Source organism: Deltaproteobacteria bacterium GWA2_45_12 (assembly GCA_001797365.1).
Taxonomy (GTDB): domain Bacteria; phylum UBA10199; class UBA10199; order UBA10199; family UBA10199; genus UBA10199.
The window spans coordinates 34,493-54,822 of the sequence record MGPH01000059.1; the positions used below are offsets into that span (position 1 = coordinate 34,493).

General features: G+C 44.6%; 18 protein-coding genes and 2 pseudogenes (2 of these 20 running past the window's edge). 2 read left to right on the forward strand and 18 right to left on the reverse strand.

What is annotated here, in order from left to right; all coding sequences use genetic code 11:
* A pseudogene (locus A2048_03125) lies at positions 1–20 on the reverse strand (hypothetical protein); it reaches 7,180 nt to the left of the window's first position.
* Positions 1–751 (reverse strand): annotated as a pseudogene (locus A2048_03130) (hypothetical protein) (it extends 50 nt beyond the left edge of the window). The pseudogenes A2048_03125 and A2048_03130 overlap by 70 nt, the downstream one beginning before the upstream one ends.
* 116 nt (positions 752–867) lie before the next feature.
* A complete protein-coding gene (locus tag A2048_03135) occupies positions 868–1,803 on the reverse strand; it encodes a hypothetical protein (protein OGP07737.1) in 936 nt (311 codons plus the stop codon).
* A gap of 9 nt (positions 1,804–1,812) precedes the next feature.
* Complete coding sequence (locus A2048_03140) at positions 1,813–2,955, reverse strand: hypothetical protein (protein OGP07738.1); 1,143 nt, start codon at positions 2,953–2,955, stop codon at positions 1,813–1,815.
* 104 nt (positions 2,956–3,059) lie between these two features.
* Positions 3,060–4,145, reverse strand: a complete 1,086-nt coding sequence (locus tag A2048_03145) for a hypothetical protein (GenBank protein ID OGP07739.1) — start codon at positions 4,143–4,145, stop codon at positions 3,060–3,062.
* Between the two features lie 149 nt (positions 4,146–4,294).
* Positions 4,295–4,807, reverse strand: a complete 513-nt coding sequence (locus tag A2048_03150) for a hypothetical protein (protein ID OGP07740.1) — start codon at positions 4,805–4,807, stop codon at positions 4,295–4,297.
* Between the two features lie 147 nt (positions 4,808–4,954).
* Positions 4,955–6,661: a single-stranded-DNA-specific exonuclease RecJ gene (locus tag A2048_03155; GenBank protein OGP07741.1), complete on the reverse strand. Its 1,707-nt coding sequence runs from the start codon at positions 6,659–6,661 to the stop codon at positions 4,955–4,957.
* Positions 6,658–7,605, reverse strand: coding sequence for a protein-export membrane protein SecF (locus tag A2048_03160; GenBank protein OGP07742.1), 948 nt, complete (start codon positions 7,603–7,605; stop codon positions 6,658–6,660). The genes A2048_03155 and A2048_03160 overlap by 4 nt, the downstream gene beginning before the upstream one ends.
* 4 nt (positions 7,606–7,609) lie before the next feature.
* Positions 7,610–9,304 (reverse strand): protein-export membrane protein SecD, encoded by a 1,695-nt coding sequence (locus tag A2048_03165; GenBank protein ID OGP07743.1) that lies wholly within the window; start codon positions 9,302–9,304, stop codon positions 7,610–7,612.
* The gene (locus tag A2048_03170; GenBank protein OGP07782.1) at positions 9,304–9,621 is read right to left on the reverse strand and encodes a preprotein translocase subunit YajC; all 318 of its coding nucleotides are present in this window, start codon (positions 9,619–9,621) and stop codon (positions 9,304–9,306) included. Before A2048_03170 ends, A2048_03165 begins: the two co-directional genes overlap by 1 nt.
* A 23-nt stretch (positions 9,622–9,644) precedes the next feature.
* Entirely contained in the window at positions 9,645–10,835 is a 1,191-nt protein-coding gene (locus tag A2048_03175; GenBank protein ID OGP07744.1) for a tRNA guanosine(34) transglycosylase Tgt, read from the reverse strand.
* 23 nt (positions 10,836–10,858) lie between these two features.
* On the opposite strand from A2048_03175, the gene A2048_03180 reads away from it, so the two are divergent.
* Positions 10,859–11,461 (forward strand): adenylyl-sulfate kinase, encoded by a 603-nt coding sequence (locus A2048_03180; GenBank protein ID OGP07745.1) that lies wholly within the window; start codon positions 10,859–10,861, stop codon positions 11,459–11,461.
* A gap of 97 nt (positions 11,462–11,558) precedes the next feature.
* Positions 11,559–12,305: a hypothetical protein gene (locus A2048_03185; GenBank protein OGP07783.1), complete on the forward strand. Its 747-nt coding sequence runs from the start codon at positions 11,559–11,561 to the stop codon at positions 12,303–12,305.
* Between the two features lie 140 nt (positions 12,306–12,445).
* Here the strand turns inward: A2048_03185 and A2048_03190 are convergent, their stop codons facing one another.
* The 7 genes from A2048_03190 to A2048_03220 form a co-directional block, all read right to left on the reverse strand.
* Complete coding sequence (locus tag A2048_03190) at positions 12,446–15,076, reverse strand: alanine--tRNA ligase (GenBank protein OGP07746.1); 2,631 nt, start codon at positions 15,074–15,076, stop codon at positions 12,446–12,448.
* Between the two features lie 67 nt (positions 15,077–15,143).
* A complete protein-coding gene (locus tag A2048_03195) occupies positions 15,144–16,217 on the reverse strand; it encodes a recombinase RecA (GenBank protein OGP07747.1) in 1,074 nt (357 codons plus the stop codon).
* Positions 16,218–16,376: 159 nt separating this feature from the next.
* Positions 16,377–17,726: a 3-phosphoshikimate 1-carboxyvinyltransferase gene (locus tag A2048_03200; protein ID OGP07748.1), complete on the reverse strand. Its 1,350-nt coding sequence runs from the start codon at positions 17,724–17,726 to the stop codon at positions 16,377–16,379.
* On the reverse strand, positions 17,723–18,574 hold the full coding sequence (locus tag A2048_03205; GenBank protein OGP07749.1) for a hypothetical protein: 852 nt from the start codon (positions 18,572–18,574) through the stop codon (positions 17,723–17,725). The genes A2048_03200 and A2048_03205 overlap by 4 nt, the downstream gene beginning before the upstream one ends.
* 13 nt (positions 18,575–18,587) lie before the next feature.
* Entirely contained in the window at positions 18,588–19,667 is a 1,080-nt protein-coding gene (locus A2048_03210) for a chorismate mutase (GenBank protein ID OGP07784.1), read from the reverse strand.
* 102 nt (positions 19,668–19,769) lie between these two features.
* Positions 19,770–20,096, reverse strand: coding sequence for a MazF family transcriptional regulator (locus A2048_03215; protein ID OGP07750.1), 327 nt, complete (start codon positions 20,094–20,096; stop codon positions 19,770–19,772).
* The gene (locus tag A2048_03220; GenBank protein ID OGP07751.1) at positions 20,093–20,323 is read right to left on the reverse strand and encodes a hypothetical protein; all 231 of its coding nucleotides are present in this window, start codon (positions 20,321–20,323) and stop codon (positions 20,093–20,095) included. The genes A2048_03215 and A2048_03220 overlap by 4 nt, the downstream gene beginning before the upstream one ends.
* Positions 20,324–20,330: the final 7 nt, after the last annotated feature.

The following is a 20,330-nucleotide window of genomic DNA, read 5'->3' on the forward strand; positions in this document are numbered from 1 at the left end:
CAACATCGGCAATAATCCATACCGTGTTAAACAACTGGTTATTGCCATAAACTGGAATAGCTGTTCCGCTGGGATTAGCGAGCCTCCAATCCTCACGATACCCATTGCCAACCTGCTGTGGTGCCGTCATCGAAACATTAAAGTCATAAGTTGATCCCGGATTGACGGACCCTTGAACACAAACCGAACCGACGCCGCTCATTCTCGTGCCGGAATTACTTACATACCGAAGACAGGTTCCGTTGTTCCAAGCAAGCGATCCCGTATTTTTCAATGTCCATCGCTTGGTAAAAACCTGACCCGGAGAAAAATCAGAACCATCTTGATAATTTTCGGTCCAGAAGTCAGCTCCTTCTACAATCGCACTCAGACCATAGTTTCCATAGACATTGCCACAGCAGTAATAAACACGAACATAATAATTCCCTGAATAATTCATCTGAAAGCGAACAGAGTCAGTTTGACCGACACCGCGAGCTGACGAGGCAAGGACAGTTCCATTACCGTTGGTCACTTGAAGGTCAAAATCGGCATTGGCAGGGACAGTCAGCTTGACTTCTAAAAAGGCACCGGCAGAGAGTGGGGCAATATTGACTCTCCACCAATCAGTCGTATCGTTAGCCGCTAGGGAATTCTGTATGGTTTGGTTCAGGTTAAAGACATTCGCTGACGCACGATCATGATCAGCAATAACTAATTGCGAAGGGAAAAAAGAAAAAAAGAAGAAAAATAGCCACAGGAACTGCTTCACCCGCCACCTCGATTTCTTTTACAAAGATGGGAAGCCTTTAGTCCTCCTTTACGAAGGAGTCAATTCATTTATTAAGCTCAAATTTGGGGTTTATTAAGCTTCAAATTTGGGATGTGTCAAGGCTTCCATTCTTGGGGAGCCCTTGGATACTTTCCTGAACCACGGAGAGCAAGTCTTAAAAATTCAACAACTTCAGGATCTTCCTTTCCTACAGATGAAGGGTCATATTTATCAGAAGTAGAAAGCTTGGCCTGAAACTCTTCCCAAAGTCCTGCTTCTTCCAAGCGGGCTCGAGCAAATGAAAGTTTTAGGTCAATGCGTTTGTTCTCTGGCGTGATGAATGGATCATATCTCTCTCCCACGAAATTTGGCGTTGGTTTTTTATAAAAAGGAAAATGATCCGACATGGCATACGACCTAAAAGTTGCCGTGTTTATCTCCTCACCATAACGAAAAACTTCGTCTATGGTATCAAACAACGCAAAAATGTTAGACCCGTTTAGATTTTCTATATCTCCAATAATTTTTGTGTTGAACGCATCGAAACGCGCTTGCTCTTTTGGTGTGAGTTCATGGCGCATCAATATTAATAATTGGAAAAGGGCTTCTCTCCGTTGCTCAAGAGAAGCCTCCTTTGGTAAAGCAAATCTTGCTGAAGCATTCTTTTTTATAACAACATTGTCACGTATGTGCCCATACTCATGGAATAAGGCACGCTTGATTCCTTTTGCCCCGCTGTCAACGATTGGGGCGAACTCAATCTTATTTCCATCTGGATTTGCTCGGGCAGAAAATCGTGAGGCATCACGTCTTATTCGAATTTTAATACCAGTCTGAGTTGAAAATTGTGCAAGAATTTTCACATGATTTGGATTAATCATTTCAAACTCATCTGACAGTGGAATTCTACTTGCTTCAGAGAACAGTTGGTTACAGGCATCCTTGAAACGAATATTTTTTCCATTAACAAAGCCACCATTTGGAGCCTCAAGAGTGATATCGGTTTTTTGAATCGCATGACAAACATTTTCTATTTTGTTGGTTGTAGCCATATGAAAAACTTATAAAAGTTGAACATTCATTAACTGTGCAGGTTTTGCGTTAATAGTTACTTGAATGTTTTTGTTTTCATGAAATCCTTGAAGAAGCGCGATAGTGCGTAGGGCATGATGGTATTGTTCACGCGCCTTGTCAAAAGAAGGGGCAAGAGTCATACCTTTGCAATGGGGAGTGGTTTCTTTGAGTTCCCAAGAGCACACTTCAAAATCCTTTGGATTGGGTTCGGGAAAGGTTTCAATGGGTACAAGATAATAGATATTTTGACCGTCTTGTTTAAACGTAATCAAAAGACGCGTAACATTAGGGGGGAAATCAAAATTCTTAACCCATTGCTGGACCTCTTTTAAGTTCTTAGGGCCCACCAGTTTATTTTTTTTAGGAATATGAAAATTAAAATCATCATCGTACACCACACCTTCGTCGTGAAAATAAATGAGATCCCTGGTTAAAGCCAAATGCTGGGCAAATTTTCCCCTCTCAGAGTAGGTGAGCAAAATCGGCATTCCGAGTGTCATCGTGTTTATGACTGCTACCATACACTCTACGACCTCCGACGATATATCCCAATAGGTTAATTCCGATTCAGGCAGTTTAGGTTCCCAGGGTTGATAGAGATGGGGATGAGCTTCCTCAAATGTTTGAGCCTGTACCGCTCTATTTTCTTCTCCATTACGGATAAAAAACAGGAGGCCTAATGCTGTTTTCGTATATTCCCTTTCAAGATTTAAACGCCAATCAAGTAATTGAGGGAAAGCCCCATAACAGGCACGGATGGTCTTTATGTTTTCATCAAATTTCTCTCCAAAATCAAGTCCATCATTTTCAGAGTACAATTTGTATCTTTCCTTAAGGCATTCTTGGACATTGGTATCTTGGTTTGCCGGGGGGGTAAGAGAGGGTGGCGTTTCAGAAAAAAACCAGGTGCGCGGATAGGCTGTATCTTCTTCAGGATATTTTTGAATAAATTTTTCGAAATCTTCGCGAAGCCTTTGGGCTTGTGCCATGGGATCATTGCTTAAACATGTTCTAATAGCTTCAGCATTGGTTTGAAGTTGCTTTAATTTTAACTCGGATGATCCTGATTTTTGGAGATGGATATCTTGATAGTTTTCCTTTTGTAGACAGACAGTTAATTCATTTCCCATAATGGCTTGCCTTAATTTTTCTGAAGGTTAAAGGCAAGTCTAAAATAGAATAGCCTAAAATAGAATACCCCAAATTTGGGGAAAAGCCATGAGGGAAAAAGAATTTACTCCACCTTAAAGGGGACAATAAGGCTGTCATAGACATCATGGTTCTCATCACGAATGATCACTTTTAACTTATAAGAACCTGCTTTTAGGGATTCGATCTTGTTTTGGAACAGGACAATCTCATCGGTGGCCCACGCTTTTTTGAGGCTGGCAATATTGGGGCTTTGCCATACAGGGTTATCGTCTGCATCCAGAACAAAAAGATCTTCCCCTATGGCAATTTGCCCTGTACGCAAATTAAACCCCATCACCTGAAAAGAAGCATAAATAACTTCTCCTTCTTTAAACAAACCGGATTCATTGACAACACCATCAAAACCATTTTTTTTGAGTTGAAAGGATCTTATTTTGACCGTTTGGGGTTCTACAATCTTGATTTTATCCTCCACTCTTTCAACACGGCCTGTGAGTTCATCGGCTACATCGATGGCAATATGATAAGTCCCCGCCTCATCCAACTTTAATGTATTTTCAAAAGTGTAAACCGTCGTATCGCTCTGCTCATCAAAGACCATAAAAGAAGGATTTGAATAGACTTCCTTTCCCTTGTCATTTTTGACTGTAATCCCCTCTTTCACCTTGATACGCCCATTGATCCGGTGCAAACGTCCCAAAACGAGTTTGATGAAAATATCTTCCCCCAGCTCATATTCATGACTTTCATTGAGAGGCCCTATGCTTGACTCCGAATGAAACGTAAAATTAACTAATTCAAGAGGGATGAGGCTGAGCTCGGTTTTGCCTTCAATCCTTAAAACAGCGTCATTAATAAGCCAGATGCCATTTTCCTGATACAACCACACTTCAGCTTCACCCTGGTCAGTTTGTCCAATTACTTTGAATTCAATATGGGCTTCGGCCCAGTTTTTTTCTTGATGGACATTCCAACGGGGAAAATGCCCCAAAGAAATAATGGGCCCAATGGCATCTACGATTTCGGGGCTTCCTGTAACCAGGGTGGCACTTAATTTATAAGGGATGGAGGCTTTAAACCGAAAAACACGGACTAAATAGGCTGAACCCAAAACAAGGGCTACAAGTAAGAAAATCAAACCTACTTTAAAAGTTCGTGATGGCTGCATGAATTGCTTATTATGCAAGATTCCTTCTCTTATGCCCACGATTTTTTAAAGTAAGATGAAATGGAGGAAAAAAATAAAAAGCCCGCTGGTTTCGAGTAAACTCTCCACCAACGGGCCTTTTTTAGAGGGAGGTAGCTTTTAAAAAACGATTAAGCAGCCTGTTTGGAAAGATTTTCGATCTTCTTTTCCAAACCCTTTATTTTGCGAGAAAGGCTTTCAACTTCATCTTTGGAAGGGATACGAAGCACATTTAATACCTGCTTACGTGTATCCACAGCCTTCTCACGGGCAATTTCAACAATTTCAAGATGCTGAACCTTTTCGACAATCTGGTCAATACCTTCACGGACTTCTTTAAGAACCCCATTGGCCTTGCCCAAATCAAACTTCTTAAGCTTTAACAAAACATCATCAGCAATTTTACGAACTTCTTTGGTAATGACTTCTGTTTTTTCAGAGGCCTTGGAATAAACTTCAGAGGCACTGATTTTTTCCAAAATTTCTTCAAGATTTTTACGAATAATGCGGCTTGATTCTTCGCCACGTTTCATAAACTTGTTAACGGCTTTTTCAACCTCAGTTTCAAATTTACCGATGGCTTTGTTTATTTGATTAAAACGATTTTTTAAAAACTTTTTGTGATTTTTATTTTTGGCAACCATAAATTCTCCCCGTTTAAAAATTTTTTAATTTCCTCTCAACCAACCAACGGTTTCTTGAGTAACACAACGCGTCAAAAATTGTCAACACAAAAAATAACGCGCCGCATAAAAAAGAAAAATATTGTCTAACTAACTCATTTTATTGAGCTATATAATAGAATGGATATCTTTGATATGAAGAACTACTTGAGGGTCACCAAAATAAGTATCTAAATTTAAAGTGTAAGCAACATCTGCCTTTTCTCCCAAACTTGAATGGTATTTCCCCATTTTAAAGGCCATGGCTCTACACCTAGCCTCTTCTTGTTGTAGATCAAATTTTAAATGATCCGTTCCCACAATTTTGGCAGAACGAATCGTATTATTGGTGGAAACAAAAACAGGCTGGGGATTTCCTTCACCATAAGGTTCCAACAATTGTAATTCTTTTAAAAGTTGAACATGAATTTCTTTAAGTGACAAATGAGCATCCACACGAAGATGGGGTTTTAAATCATCCGAGGAAACCCGGCTTTTGACGGCTTCTTCAAAAGCAGCAACAAAGGAATGCAAATTTTCTTTGGTTAAACTGAGCCCCGCGGCAGCCTTGTGTCCCCCACATTTTATCAAGTGCTCTTGGCAAGTTCTTAACAGGTCAACCATGGACAAGCCCCCAAAGGAACGGGCCGAACCTTTAAGATTGGGGCCATCCAGACCCAATAAGATAACCGGTTTACTATATTTTGAAACCAACCGTGAGGCGACAATGCCAATCACTCCCGGATGCCACAACTCATGAAACAGGACCAGACTCAGCTTTTTGGAATAATCAGCATTAGACTCAACAAGAGAAATAGCTTGGTCCAAAATATCCTGTTCGATTTTTCTTCTTTCGGCATTGGCTTTTTCCAGACTGTCCGCATAGGGGAGCGCCTCGTCTTCACTAGAGGCTGTCAGCATCCTGAAACCTGTCATGGCATCATATAAGCGGCCCCCTGCATTAATACGAGGACCTAACCGAAACCCCAAAGAAGTCGCATCGGCATCCTCCCCCACCTGGGCTTTTACTTTCAAAACACGCAATCCTGGCCAGAATGTCTTTCTTAATTGACCCAATCCGTTCCTGACCAAAATACGATTGACTCCGGTTAATGGGACCACATCAGCCACGGTGGCCAAGGCCACCAGATCAAGAAATTTTTTCAGATTGGGTTCGGGTCGGTTTGAAAAATGCCCCTTCTCCCTTAGCGCTTGACGCAAAGCCATGACGAAAAAAAAGGCGACACCCGTTCCACAAATCTGTTTAGCCGGGAAAGAGCAGTCGCTTCTTTTTGGATTAAGAACAGCCAAGGCTTCAGGCAATTGAGAAGAAGCTTCATGATGGTCGGTAATAATAAGATCCAAATTCAAGTCGCGACAAAAGAGGGCTTCTTGGTGGGCCACAATCCCGTTGTCAACTGTGATGACAATTTTTGTCCCGTCATTTTTTAATTTTTGAAGGGCTTGCTTGTTTAAGGAATATCCCTCCTTCAACCGGTGGGGAATATACACATGCACGGGAAAACCGATCTCTTTAAAAAAAAGAAACAAAAGGGAGGACGCAACCGTCCCATCCACATCATAGTCACCATAAACGGTTATTTTCTCGCCAGCATCCATGGCTTTTAAAATGCGTGCCACAGCCACGTCCATGCTTGCCAACAAAAAAGGATTGGGGAGATCCTTCAAGTCGGCAAAAAGAAAATCCCGGGCTTGATCCAAACTTGTAATTCCACGGTTATAAAGAAGGGAGGCAACTAAAGGCGACAGCTTAAGCTGGTCGGCAAAGTTTCTAATTTCTTCCTGGTTAAGCTGTGGAAGAGACCATTTTTTCATTTTTTCTTGGAGTGACGTTGAAGCCCATGGTGAGGGAAAATCTTTTGCAACCCCAAATAAACAGGAGATGCAATGAAAATCGTGGAATAGCTGCCAAAAACAATCCCCAACAACATGCAAAAAGCAAAATCATGAAGAACCGGCCCCCCTATAAGAAACACCACCAACAAAACAAAAAACACAGTCAGTGAAGTGACAATAGTGCGGGACAATGTTTCAGTAAGGGACTGATTAATTACCTGAGTCAAAGGGATGGATGCAGGAAGTTTTTTTAAATTTTCGCGAACACGATCATAAATGACGATGGTATCGTTAACCGAATACCCAGTAATGGTAAGCAACGCTGCCAAAATGGGCAAATTAAATTCCTTCCCCAAAAGGGCAAAAAAACCAATGGGAATAACAATATCGTGAATCAAGGCCACAATGGCACCAGGGGCAAACAGAAAATCAAATCGTATTCCCACATACACCAAAATAAGAACCCAAGTTAAAACAACGGCAAAAACCCCGCGTTTCCTCAGTTCAGCCCCTACCTTGGGGCCCACGTTTTCTTCTGAAACAAGTTCCGCCTGGGCATCGAGGGTCTTTAATTTTGAGGTAATTTCATCAGTCACATTACGACCATCAATGGCCTTTGTCTTTATAAGAAACTGGCGTTTGGAACTTTCTCCAAAACTAACCACCTGAACATCACCCAAGCCAAGCCCTTCAATTTGACCACGAATATTTCCTTCATTTAAATCACCACTAAATTGATAGACAAGCTTAATACCTCCCAAAAAATCAACACCGTAATTGAGACCTTTGGTGAACAAAAGATACAAACTGGCCACAAAAAAGAAAATGGAAATGGCCATGAAATGCCATTTATAGTTTAAAAAATGGAAAACCTTTCGTTCTGCTTTTGAACCAGGTTCTGACTGTGAATTTTGTTGCTTCATTATTTTAAATGCTCACTTTCTGTATTTTTTTGCCATAAACAAAATAATCATACATCAACCGCGTCACCACAATGGCTGTGAACATGGTGGTTAAAATCCCGATGGAAAGGGTTGTTGCAAAACCTTTGATGGGCCCCGTGCCGAACTGATACAAAACAATACCGGAAATAAGAGTGGTGATGTTTGAGTCGACAATGGCGGACATGGCATTATCGTACCCGCTTTCAATGATGGAGCGCGCTGTTTTCCCCAGCCTTTGCTCTTCACGCATGCGTTCAAAAATAATGATGTTGGCATCAACAGCCATCCCCATGGTAAGGACAATCCCCGCCAAACCAGGCAAGCTTAAAGAAGCCTGAAACAGGGCCATGATGGCAAAAAGAAAAACAATGTTTAAAATGAGGGCGATGTTGGCAATAATTCCACCCAGTTTGTAGTAAATCATCATAAAAACAATCACCACAAAAGCCGCCACCATGATGGAGGTAAGCCCCATTTTAATGGAGTCTTTTCCTAAAGAAGGCCCCACAACCGTTTTATTCACGACATTTAAGGAAGCTGGCAAAGCTCCTTCTCGTAAAACAAGGGCCAAATCTTCGGCTTCTTTTAGAAGGGATTTATAATCACCATATCCAAGGGTGATCTGAGCCTGCCCTGTCAAAATGGGTTCGTTAATGACGGGCGCTGTCACCAGAACTCCATCAAGCAAAATAGCCAACCGTTCTCTGACGTGGTTTTTGGTAAGTTCACCAAAATTTTTGGAACCTACGTTGTTAAAATTAAGGCTTACATGGGGTTCATTATTGGAAATACCTACACGCGCATCTTGCAACATATCGCCTGAAACATCCGTACGTTTTTTAACAAGATAAGGAATGCCTTTTGTAATTTGGTGAGAAACGGAGTCACGTTCAAGTTCAAAAACAACCTCGGCATCCTCAGGGATTTTACCCTGGAGAACCGTATTTATTTTTTCAACGGCTTGTTTGGAATAATCGTTTTGTACCCCAATCTGGGAAAAGGCTTCTTTGACAAGGCCATCCAAATTTGTTTTTTCGGCATCATCCACCAGTTTAAATTCAAGCAAACCCGTTTTTTTCACGATATCAATGACGCGGTCGGGGTCTTTAAGCCCAGGCAATTCAATGACAAGCCTTTGATCCCCCTGCCTTTGGATGGAAGCTTCCGATACACCAAAACGGTCAATGCGATTACGCACGGCTTCTTCTGCCTGCTTTAAGGTTTCTTCTTTCAAGCGCGACACATAAGGATCAGCCAATTTTAGCTCGAACCCGTTTTCAACGGATTCCCCTTTGACAAAAATATCCCCAAAAATGTCCTTGAGTTTATTTATAAAGTCGGAAGATTGGCTTGAAGGAATTTGAACACGAACGTTATTTGTAGGGTCCATGCGTGAAAGCTTAAGATCGGCAAAAGTCTCTTTGGGAAAAGACCGTTCCATTTCGGCAATCAGCAGATCGACACGGTTTTTTAATGAATCATCAAGATCGACATCCATTTCAAGGTAGAGCCCCCCTCTTAAGTCCAAACCAAGGTTCAAAATTTTCTGGGGGAAAAATTTTTGCCAGCTTTTTTGCCCTGAACCGGAAATCCCCCAAAAGGAAGGAATCAAGATATAAATGGACAAAACAACCAAAGCCAAAGTGGTTGCACTTTTTAACTTCCAATTGGAATTCATCAGGACTCCTTCTTGTCTGAAACAGGATTCAACACTGTGTTTATTTGGGAGCGGTCTAATTTAACGACAACATTGCCCGCTATTTGAAGCATGACATAAGCTTCAGCAAGATCGGTCACCTTGCCATAAATACCACCATTGGTGATGACTTCATCACCCCGTTTAAGTTCGCCAAGCATCTGCTTGCGCACCTTTTGTTGTTTTTGTTGGGGACGGAAAATAAGAAAATAAAAAACAACCACGACAATGATCATGGGTAAAAACATGCTGATGGGGCTGCCTTGGGGTGCAGCGGCCGCTGCCTGCTCCTGGGCCATGGCCATGGAAGAAAAAAAGAGATTCATAGTTGGTTCCTCTTGTTAAAAAATTCCTTTTTGAATTGATCAAAATGGTCGTCTTGAATTGCAAGACGGATTTTTTTTATCAGATTCAAATAGTAATGTAAATTGTGAATTGAACTTAAAATGGATGAAAGAATTTCCTTGGACATGTGCAAATGCCGAAGATAGGCCCGGGAATAATTGCGGCAGGTCAAACAAGAACACTGGGCATCAAGGGGGCCGTCATCTTCGGCAAACTGGGCCTGTTTGATGGCAACAGATCCTGTTTCGGTAAAAAGCGTGCCATTGCGGGCATTGCGCGTGGGCATGACGCAATCAAACATGTCCAGACCAAAATCGATGCAGGTAACCAAATCTTCCGGCGTCCCAACACCCATGAGATAACGTGGTTTGTCTTTGGGTAAAAGAGAGGCGCTGTATTCGGCTAGTTCATACATTTGAGGAATGGGCTCACCAACTGAGAGGCCTCCAAGGGCGTAACCGGAAAAATCATGACATCCCCCACCCCGACTTCCAATCTCCATCAACCTTTCCAGACATTCCTTCCTTAGTTCCGGATATAGGCCGCCTTGGACAATGGCAAACAGGGCCTGATCCTCACGGGTTTTTGCTTTAAGGGAACGTTCTTCCCAGCGGAGAGTACGTTCCATTGAAGTGCGCGCCTCTTCCTTGGTGGCCGGATAGGGCGTGCAATCATCAAAGGCCATGATGATATCAGCACCCAAAGCTTCCTGAATGGCTATTGAATCTTCCGGCCTCATAAAATGTTTGGATCCATCAACGTGAGATTGGAATTCGACCCCTTCTTCTGTAATTCGAGCAAGTTTGGTATTTCGAGTGGCCGGATTTGCCTCATCACGGGGAACTTGGCGGGATTGGGGATTACGTCCCAGGCTAAAAACCTGAAAACCACCGCTATCGGTAAGAATGGGGTAATCCCAACTTATAAACTTGTGAAGCCCTCCCCGCCTTTTGATAAGCTCGTGTCCGGGGCGCAAATAAAGATGATAGGTATTTCCCAAAATAATTTCCGCCCCCAGCGTTTTAAGATCATCCTGGCGTAGGGCCTTGACAGTGCCCACGGTTCCCACCGGCATGAACACGGGGGTTTGAATAATGCCATGGGGGGTACTTATTTCACCCAAACGGGCAAAGCCCGTTTTGCCTTGTTTTTTGATTGAGAATTTCATCAAGCCGGTGTTACAACCAATTCATGAGGCAAAAAGCAACCAATATTGTCTGGCATCATGGTCAAGTCTCACCTGCCGAACGTGAAAAATTTCTAGGACAAAAAGGGATGGTGCTTTGGTTTACAGGCCTCTCGGGTTCTGGCAAGTCGACGGTTGCCCATGAAGTGGAAGCCGCATTGGTTCAACTAAAAAAGAATGCCTTTGTTTTAGATGGCGACAACATCCGCCATGGGTTGAACAGCAATCTTGGATTTTCAGACACGGATCGCACCGAAAACATCCGCCGTTTGGCCGAAGTCACCAAACTATTTTGTGATGCCAATGTGCTTGCCATCACTTCTTTTATTTCGCCCTTTCGCAAAGACCGTGAAGCCGCAAAAAAAATCATCGGTGCCGAACGCTTTTTTGAAATCTATTGTGAAGCTGATCTGGCCACCTGTGAAAAACGTGACCCCAAAGGGCTCTACAAAAAAGCCCGGGCGGGTGAGATTGCCGATTTTACGGGGATTACTTCCCCTTACCAAGCCCCCCTTAAGCCTGATTTGGTTTTAAATACAGGAAAAGAAGAAGTGGCGAAAAGCGTTGAAAACGTATTGGCATTTTTGAAAGAAAAACAATTTTTATGATGTAGGGGTGGGTCTGTGACCCACCCGTAGAGGGCAGGTCTGTGACGCCATATGAGGGCAGGTCACAGACCTGCCCCTACAAAAGAACCCCATGTCCATCGACAAAAACATCATTCCCGACCTAGAAAAAATCAGCGACCCCCAAGCCTTGATCACTGAAATCTTCAAGCGTTTTGGAAACCGTGCTGCCATTGGCACCAGTGGTCAACTCACAGGTTCCGTCATGATCGATATGGCCTCGCATGGAAAGGCCAGACCCCGCATTTTTACCATAGACACATTACGCCTCTTTCCAGAAACCTATACCCTCTTTGGTGAAATCGAAAAAAAATACGGATTCAAAATAGAACGCCTCAAACCCGATCCAAAAAAAATCGAAAAAATGGTCAAAGACCATGGAGAATTCCTCTTTTTTGATAGCAAAGAAAAACAGGAATACTGCTGCCAATTGCGCAAAGTAGAACCCAACGAACGCGTACTTGAAACCTTGGATGTGTGGCTTACGGGTTTACGAACTGACCAGTCCGAATCGCGGGCCGGTACAAAAAAATTCCAGATCATTGAACATGGCCCCAAAAAAAGGCCCATTTTAAAAGTGGCCCCCCTTGTCGACTGGACAGAAAAACAATTGCGCGATTACATCGCCAAAAACAAAGTCCCCCTCCACCCTCTCCTTAAAGAAAATAAAAACGGGTGGTTTTACGAATCGCTCGGCTGTGTGATTTGCACCACCCCCATCGGCCCTGGAGAACCCCGCCGCGCCGGTCGTTGGCGCTGGTTTAATGTTAAGGGCGATGACCACAAGGAATGTGGTTTGCATGTGTTTAAAGAGGATAATGTGTAGGGGCGATCCTTACCTGTCCGCCTTTGGAGGGTGTTCGTCCATTAACGGTAGTGACAGGTCGCGCCGTGCCTGCCTCAGGCAGGTGACCCGTACGGGCGCTGCTTGCTGCGCCCTTATTTACGGGCGAACACAAGGTTCGCCTACAATAATTCGGTTATTCTCTTAAAAACCTCTGAAATTTTTTCTGGCTGATTTCCCCCTGCCTGCGCCATATCCGGCCGACCACCCCCTTTACCACCGACAATCTGTGCCAGTTCACCAACAATTTTTCCGGCTTGGTATTTTGATGTCAAATCCTTGCTAACCGTGACGAGCAAAGAAACTTTTCCGTCAGATTTGGAGGCCAGCACAACAATGCCGCTTCCCAGACGATTTTTGACCTGGTCGGAGAAATCTCGCAGCGCTTTGGGGTCATCGATCTCTGCTTCAAACGCGAGCAATTTGACTCCGTTGATCTCCTTCACTTGGGACATATAATCGGCACCGGCTCCACCGCTGGCAACCTTGGTTTTTAGTTTTGAAATTTCCTGCTCCAAAGCTTTCATACGGTCATTCATCTTCTTGACACGATCCGAAACTTCCAACGGTGTTGCTTTCAGAGTATCGGCTAATTGTTTGAGCGTTCGCTCCTGTTCCTGGAAGGCTTTGAAGGCCGCCATCCCCGTGATGGCTTCGATACGGCGCACTCCGGAGGCAACGGAGGACTCGCTCGTGATTTTAAACAGACCGATTTCGCCCGAGGCATTCAAATGCGTGCCCCCGCAAAACTCCATGCTGTAGGGGCCCACGGTTACCACACGTACACGGTCGCCATATTTTTCGCCGAAAAAAGCAAGAGCGCCCTTCTTTTGGGCCTGTTCCAAACTCATTTCTTCCTTCGTGACCGGGTAATTGGCCTGGATCACTTCGTTCACTCGTGTTTCAATTTTTTGGATTTGTTCGGGCGTTAGGGCTTCAAAATGACTAAAATCAAAACGCAGGCGCTCCGCATCCACTAACGAACCGGCTTGTTTGACGTGATCTCCAAGAATTTCGCGGAGAGCAGCATGAAGGATGTGCGTACCTGTATGATTGAGCATCGTTGGCCTTCGCGTCGCCGAACTTACTTCTGTATGAACCTTCTCTCCCGCTTTAAAACTTCCGCTCAAAACTTTTCCGTGGTGCACCCACAAACCATCAACAGGTTTTTGCGTGTCTTCTATTTGTATTTTTCCGCTCGAGGAAGAAATTATTCCGGAATCTCCCATCTGTCCGCCAGACTCACCGTAGAAAGGCGTTTGATCGAGACAGACTTCAACACTTTGCCCAACATTCACTTCTTTGGCCACCTGCCCCTCGACCAACAACGCCGTGATCTTTGAGTCAGCGACAAGCGCTTCGTAACCCACAAATTTTGTTTTTCCTTTTTCATTGAAAATCTGGCGATAAATTTCGCCGACCTTCTCCTGCCCCGACCCCTTCCAGGCGGCCCGCGCGCGCTTTTTTTGCTCATCCATTTTGCGATCAAATTCACTCTGATCCACTATCAAGCCGCGTTCTTCCGCAATAAGTTGTGTTAAATCTAGAGGAAAACCGAAGGTATCATACAGCCGAAATGCCAATTCCCCGCTTACTTCCTTCCGTCCTTGCTTTATTGCTCGATCCATCTTTTCCTCTAAAACCCCTAACCCGTTTTCAAGTGTCTCCAAAAATCTCTCTTCTTCAGTCTTCACTACCTTCTCGATGAAACTCTGATTCTTCTTCAAATCCGGATAAGCGCCCCCCATTTCGCGGACAAGAATGCCGATACCTTCGTGAAAAAAGGGTTCCTTCATCCCCAAAATTTTTCCATGGCGGATCGCCCGGCGCATAATGCGGCGAAGAACATAACCCCGTCCCTCATTGGAGGGTTGCACGCCATCGCCAACGAGGAATCCCGCAGCGCGGAGATGATCCGACAAAACACGCAGGCTGACATCGTCATTGGGGTTGGCCCCATAAACCTTCCCGGTGCGCTTCGCAAAATATTGGAGGATGGGCTGGAATAAATCGGTGTCGTAATTGCTTTTCTTTTTTTGGAGGACTGCCGCCAAGCGCTCCAAGCCCATGCCGGTGTCGATGGAGGGTTTGGGAAGGGGTGTCATTTTTCCGGAAGCATCCCGGTCAAACTGCATGAAGACCAAGTTCCACACTTCCATAAAATCGGCATCATTGATCGCTGGGTTTCCTTTCGCAACGCCCTCTCCATGCAATTGTTTTAAATCCACGTGGATTTCTGAGCATGGTCCGCAAGGTCCCGTTTCGCCCATGGACCAGAAATTATCCTTTTCATCCAGACGAAGAATGCGTTCCTTGGGCACTCCCTGCTCCTTCATCCAAATTTGTTCGGCCTCGTCATCTTCGCGAAACACCGTAATCCAGAGCCATTCCTTGGGAATGCCGACTTCCTTGGTTAAAAATTCCCAAGCATAGGCAATCGCCTCTTTTTTAAAATAATCACCGAAGGAGAAATTGCCCAGCATTTCAAAAAAAGTATGGTGACGCGGTGTGCGGCCGACATTTTCTAAATCGTTATGCTTGCCAGAAACACGCAAACATTTCTGAGAGCTGGTAGCGCGGGAATACGGACGTTTTTCCTGCCCGGTAAAAACGTCTTTAAAGGGAACCATGCCGGCATTGACAAAAAACAGGGTCGGATCGTTTTGGGGCACAAGCGATGCTGACGCAACACGGCTATGTTTTTTGCTTTCAAAATATTTAAGGAATTTTTCGCGGATTTCGTTGCCTGTCATGGATATTGGATTGTAGGGCGAACACCCTCCTGAGGCGGGCAGGCAAGGTTCGCCCTACGGAGATATGTTAATTCTTCACCGCTTTTTTATCTTTCTCTGCAACCAACGCGGCCTTTGCTGCTTCCGGCCCACCAAGCCCTGCCAATTTGCGGATCTCGGTTTCAATTTTTTGGGTGATGCCATTGTTTTGTTTCAAAAATTGAACAGCATTTTCCTGCCCCTGCCCAATGCGTTCGGGGCCATAAGAAAACCAGGAACCGCTTTTTTCAATAAGTTCATGTTCCACAGCCAAATTTAAAATATCCGATTCTTTGGAAATACCCTGATTGTAAAACATATCAAATTCCACTTCCTGAAAAGGAGGAGCCACCTTGTTTTTTACAACTTTCACACGGGTACGATTCCCTACCATTTGTTCTCCTTGTTTAATCGCCCCAATGCGACGAATATCCATGCGTACGCTGGCATAGAACTTGAGGGCGTTACCTCCAGTAGTTGTTTCAGGATTCCCGAACATCACACCGATTTTCATACGGATTTGGTTGATAAAAATAAGAAGGGTTTTGGAACGGGCCACAGTGGCTGTCAGCTTGCGCAAAGCCTGACTCATCAAACGGGCCTGGGCCCCCATGGTGGCATCCCCCATTTCCCCTTCGATTTCTGCTTTGGGAACCAAAGCCGCCACTGAATCAATCACAATCACGTCCACGGCATTGGAACGGACAAGGGTTTCAGCAATTTCTAAAGCTTGTTCGCCATAATCGGGTTGTGAAATAAGAAGATCTTCCGTTTTAACCCCAATTTTTTTGGAATATTGAACATCCAAGGCATGCTCAGCATCAATAAAGGCACAAATTCCTCCCAGTTTTTGGGCTTCAGCCACCACATGGAGGGTGAGTGTTGTTTTCCCCGATGATTCCGGGCCGTAAACTTCAACAATACGTCCACGAGGAAGCCCCCCAATACCCAGGGCAATATCTAAAGCCAGCGACCCGGTGGGGATGGCATCAATGGCCTTGTTTCTTGAGGCTTCATCGTCCCCCAATCGCATGATGGAACCTTTGCCAAACTGCTTTTCAATGCTGGAAAGGGCCAGGGCAATGGATTTGTTTTTTTCGGTAATATCTTGAGTGGTGGACATGGGGTGGACTCCTTTTAGTTATGAGTGATGAGTGATGAGACCAAAATTTTTCTCATGACTCATCACTCGTAATTCAACTTCTTACTTATAAACCGATCCCTTATTTGTCAACTTACTTATATAGACTTACTTATATAGACTTAAATTTGGAGGGGAAATTTACACCGACTTTAGCGATAATTTCAAAAGAAGATCAAAAAAACCGGGGAAAGAAGTGGCCACACAGTCGATATCTTCAATGACGGAAGGGCCATCAGCAACAAGCGCCGCAACAGCCAAACTCATCGCCACGCGATGGTCACCAAAGCTTTGAAACTTCCCTGCCTTAAAAGGAAAGGGTTTGCCGCCATGAACCTTAAAGCCATCTTCTCTTTCATCAACCCCCACTCCCAAGGTTTTTAAATGCTGGCACATGGTTTTGATGCGATCGCTTTCCTTGACCCGCAATTCTTTGGCATCGGCAACCACAGAATCCCCTTTGGCCCTAGCCGCAGCAATTGAAAAAACGGGAATCTCATCAATGAGTTTTGGAATAATATCCCCACCAATGGATATGGCTTTAAGATCCGCACTTAAAACTTCAATATCCGCCACGGGTTCACCGGACACTTCGCGTTTATCTACAAGCGAAAGTTTTTTTTCTTTACTCCCCTTCTTGGAAACAACCATTTCTTCTAGCACACTCATCAGGGCATCCCGCGTCGGATTCACACCCACATTTTGAATAAGAAGTTTTGAATGAGGAACCACAAGCCCTGCCACCATAAAAAAAGCAGCACTTGAAAAATCACCGGGCACCCTCATCTGAAAATTTTTAAGCTTTGACCCCGGACGAACAGAATGGGTCAGTTTTCTTGATTTGAAGAAAGCCCCCAAACCTTTAAGCATGCGTTCCGTATGGTCACGCGACTGGGCAGGTTCATGCACCACTGTCTCCCCTTTGGCATACAATCCTGCCAACAAAATAGCCGATTTCACCTGAGCTGAGGCCACCGGCATTGTGTAATCAATGCCTTTTAAATTTTTATTCCCCTTCACCGTAATGATGCGTCTTCCACTCGCCTCGTGGTTGACTTCAAACTGGGCCCCCATTTTTTTAAGAGGTTCGATCACCCTTTCCATCGGGCGACGATTAAGAGAGGCATCTCCGGTAAAACGTGATGTAAAAGGCTGGGCGGCCAACAACCCCAGAAGCAGACGCATGGTTGTGCCGGAATTACCACAATCTAAAATTTGATCGGAGGGCCTTAAGCCATCAAGCCCCACCCCGGAAATAACAAGGGTGTCACTGGGACTTAAATCCTCTGGTTTGTGGGACATGCGCACCCCCAGTTGTTGAAAAATACGCATGGTGGACAAAACATCTTCGCCCAAAAGCAGATTTTCAACACGGCTTTCCCCTTCAGCCAACGAACCAAACATCACGGCACGATGGGAAACGGACTTGTCCCCTGGAACAGTGATAGCCCCTTCAAGTTTTTGGGCAGGATGAATCGTGATTGAGTTCATGAGATTTTTTGTCTTAGGGACTGAGCGGATTCAAAATAGTTCAACATTTTCTTTTGTTTTCCTTTGGAAAGAAAATTGGAAATTTTTGTGAGTTCTTTCTGAAAAATTTTTATGGCTTTCAAAAGATGGGGCTTGTTGGAAAAACAGATGTCCCGCCACATTTCTGCAGGAGAAGCTGCAATGCGCGTGGTATCACGAAAACCTCCCCCTGAAAATTGCTTGATCGTCTCGATGGGCAACCCTTGACTAATAACATTCATCAGAGTGGTGGCCATTACTTGCGGCAAATGGCTGGTATAAGCCAAAAGCCGGTCGTGCTCTTTGGGAGGAACAAGAATGGTCTTGGCTCCCATTTTTTGCCAAACCTGCATCACTTTTTTAAGGACAACCGGATGTGTCGTCGCCACAGGCGTGATCAAACATGACTTTCCCCGAAACAAATCGGGAATGGCCGCCATAGCTCCCGATTTTTCAGTACCGGCCAGGGGGTGAGTCCCCACAAAGAAAACATGTTTGGGAAGTTTTTTGGAAGCCTGATCAACAATGGTTTGTTTGGTTGAGCCAACATCAATGACAATGGCCCCTTTTTTTAAATGGGGAGCGATATCTTTTAAATGTCTTAAAATAGCTTGAACCGGACCTGCAAGCACTACAAGGTCGGCATCACGAACACTTGACTCAAGATTGACCCCAATGGTGTCGATGAGCTTTCTTTTTTTTGCTTGAATAAGATTAGCCTTGGAACGACCGACGCCTACAACCTGGCGCGCCAAGCGCCTGCGTTTAAGTTCCAATCCAAAAGACCCACCAATCAATCCTACACCCAAAATGGCTACTTTTTGAAACATACATCAAATCCCGTTAAGCCACGACGGCACTCTTCGGATACGAACCCAAAATTTTGAAAATGGAGCATCGTTTTTTTACCTCTTCCAGCGCTTTGGCAATGCGCTTGTCTTCGGCGTGTCCGTCCAAATCGACAAAAAACATGTATTCCCACGCCTTCTTTTTCAAGGGACGGGATTCGATTTTAGAAAGATTCACTTTAGCCTTGGCCAGAGGTCCCAAAATTTTGTAGAGCGCCCCCACTTCATCGCGGGCCACAAACAAAATAGATGTTTTATCTCCCCCTGTTTTGCCTGCAGCATGAGTCCCTATGACCAAAAAACGGGTATAGTTTTGGGTTTGATCCTGAATACTTTGCTCCAAAACGGGAAGTTGATACACGCTGGCCGCAATTTCAGAAGCGATAGCCGCAACCCCATTTTCTTCGGCCGCAAGCTTTGCGGCCATGGCCGTACTTTCCGTTTCTTTAAGAACAACATGGGGAAGATGATTGGCCAGCCAGTTGCGGCATTGAGCCAGGGCTTGGGGATGGGAATAGACCACCTTGATGGCATTTAAATCCGTTTCATGGCTTAACAAATGATGGCTTACCCTTAGCACCATTTCACCACACACCTTCAAATTTGAATTGGCAAACATATCCAGGGTATGGCTAACCACCCCTTCACTTGAATTTTCAATGGGAACCACGCCATAATCGCTGTGTCCTTTTTCAACATCTTCAAAAATGGCCTGGATACTTTTAACCGGCAACATTTGCGAAGAAGATCCAAAATATTTAACTGCCGCCATATGGGTGAACGTGGCTTCCGGCCCAAGAAAAGCCACACGCACAGGAGCTTCAACTGCCCGGGTGGCTGAAATAATTTCTCGGAAGATGGATTGAATCCCTTCAGGCTTGTAAGGACCGGGATTTGTCTGAATGAGGCGGTCAAAAATGTTTTTTTCCCTGGCCGGCACATGAATGGCCGCACCCTCTTTTCCTTTAAGCTTGCCAATGGCCAGAGCACATTCACCGCGCTTTGACAAAAGCTTCAGGATTTGATCGTCGATGGAATCAATTTTGTTGCGATACTGATCTATTTTTTCAGACATGGGCGAGAATACTAAACCATCGCTTTCAAAGCGGCAACCGGAATCTGGGAGATTAAAAATGGTCTTAGCAGAATGGTTGGTAGGCGCCGCCAATGCTTCCCATCACTCCACAGCAAGCGCTATTTTGAGGGATGAATTGAGTTCTTCCATTATTTCGGGGGAAAGTGATCCTATGAAATGGGTGAGTGATGATTTGGGAAGGCTGACCAATTCGTCACAGTGAATGGAGCTGGAATGTTTGAGCCCTTCTTCGGTGCCAATGGCCACTTGGGTTGAAAGGCCGTCATAGCGGGAATAAACAGGGGCGCAAATGCAGGTTGAAAATTGGGACCCCAATAATGTGTTTCGACTAACAATGACGAATACACGGAATTTTTTCGGGTCTTGCTTGCCCGGTTTGTAAACCCTGTAGAGATCTCCTCGTTTCATAAATCCACCTGGTAGCTAAGCGTATCTTCCGCCTCTTTGTTCAAAGCCCTGGCCTTCTTGTTGAGTATTTTTAAATCCCGACTTTCCCGAAGCGTTCGGGCCATTTGTTCCAAAAAGGCAAGAACGGCCTTTTCAATGATTTCGGACCGGGTTTCGTCCTGCCCCAGGGCCCGATCGAGTCGACTTAAAACAGAAGAAGATAGTGTGATTGATGTCTTGACTTTCATACCCCAC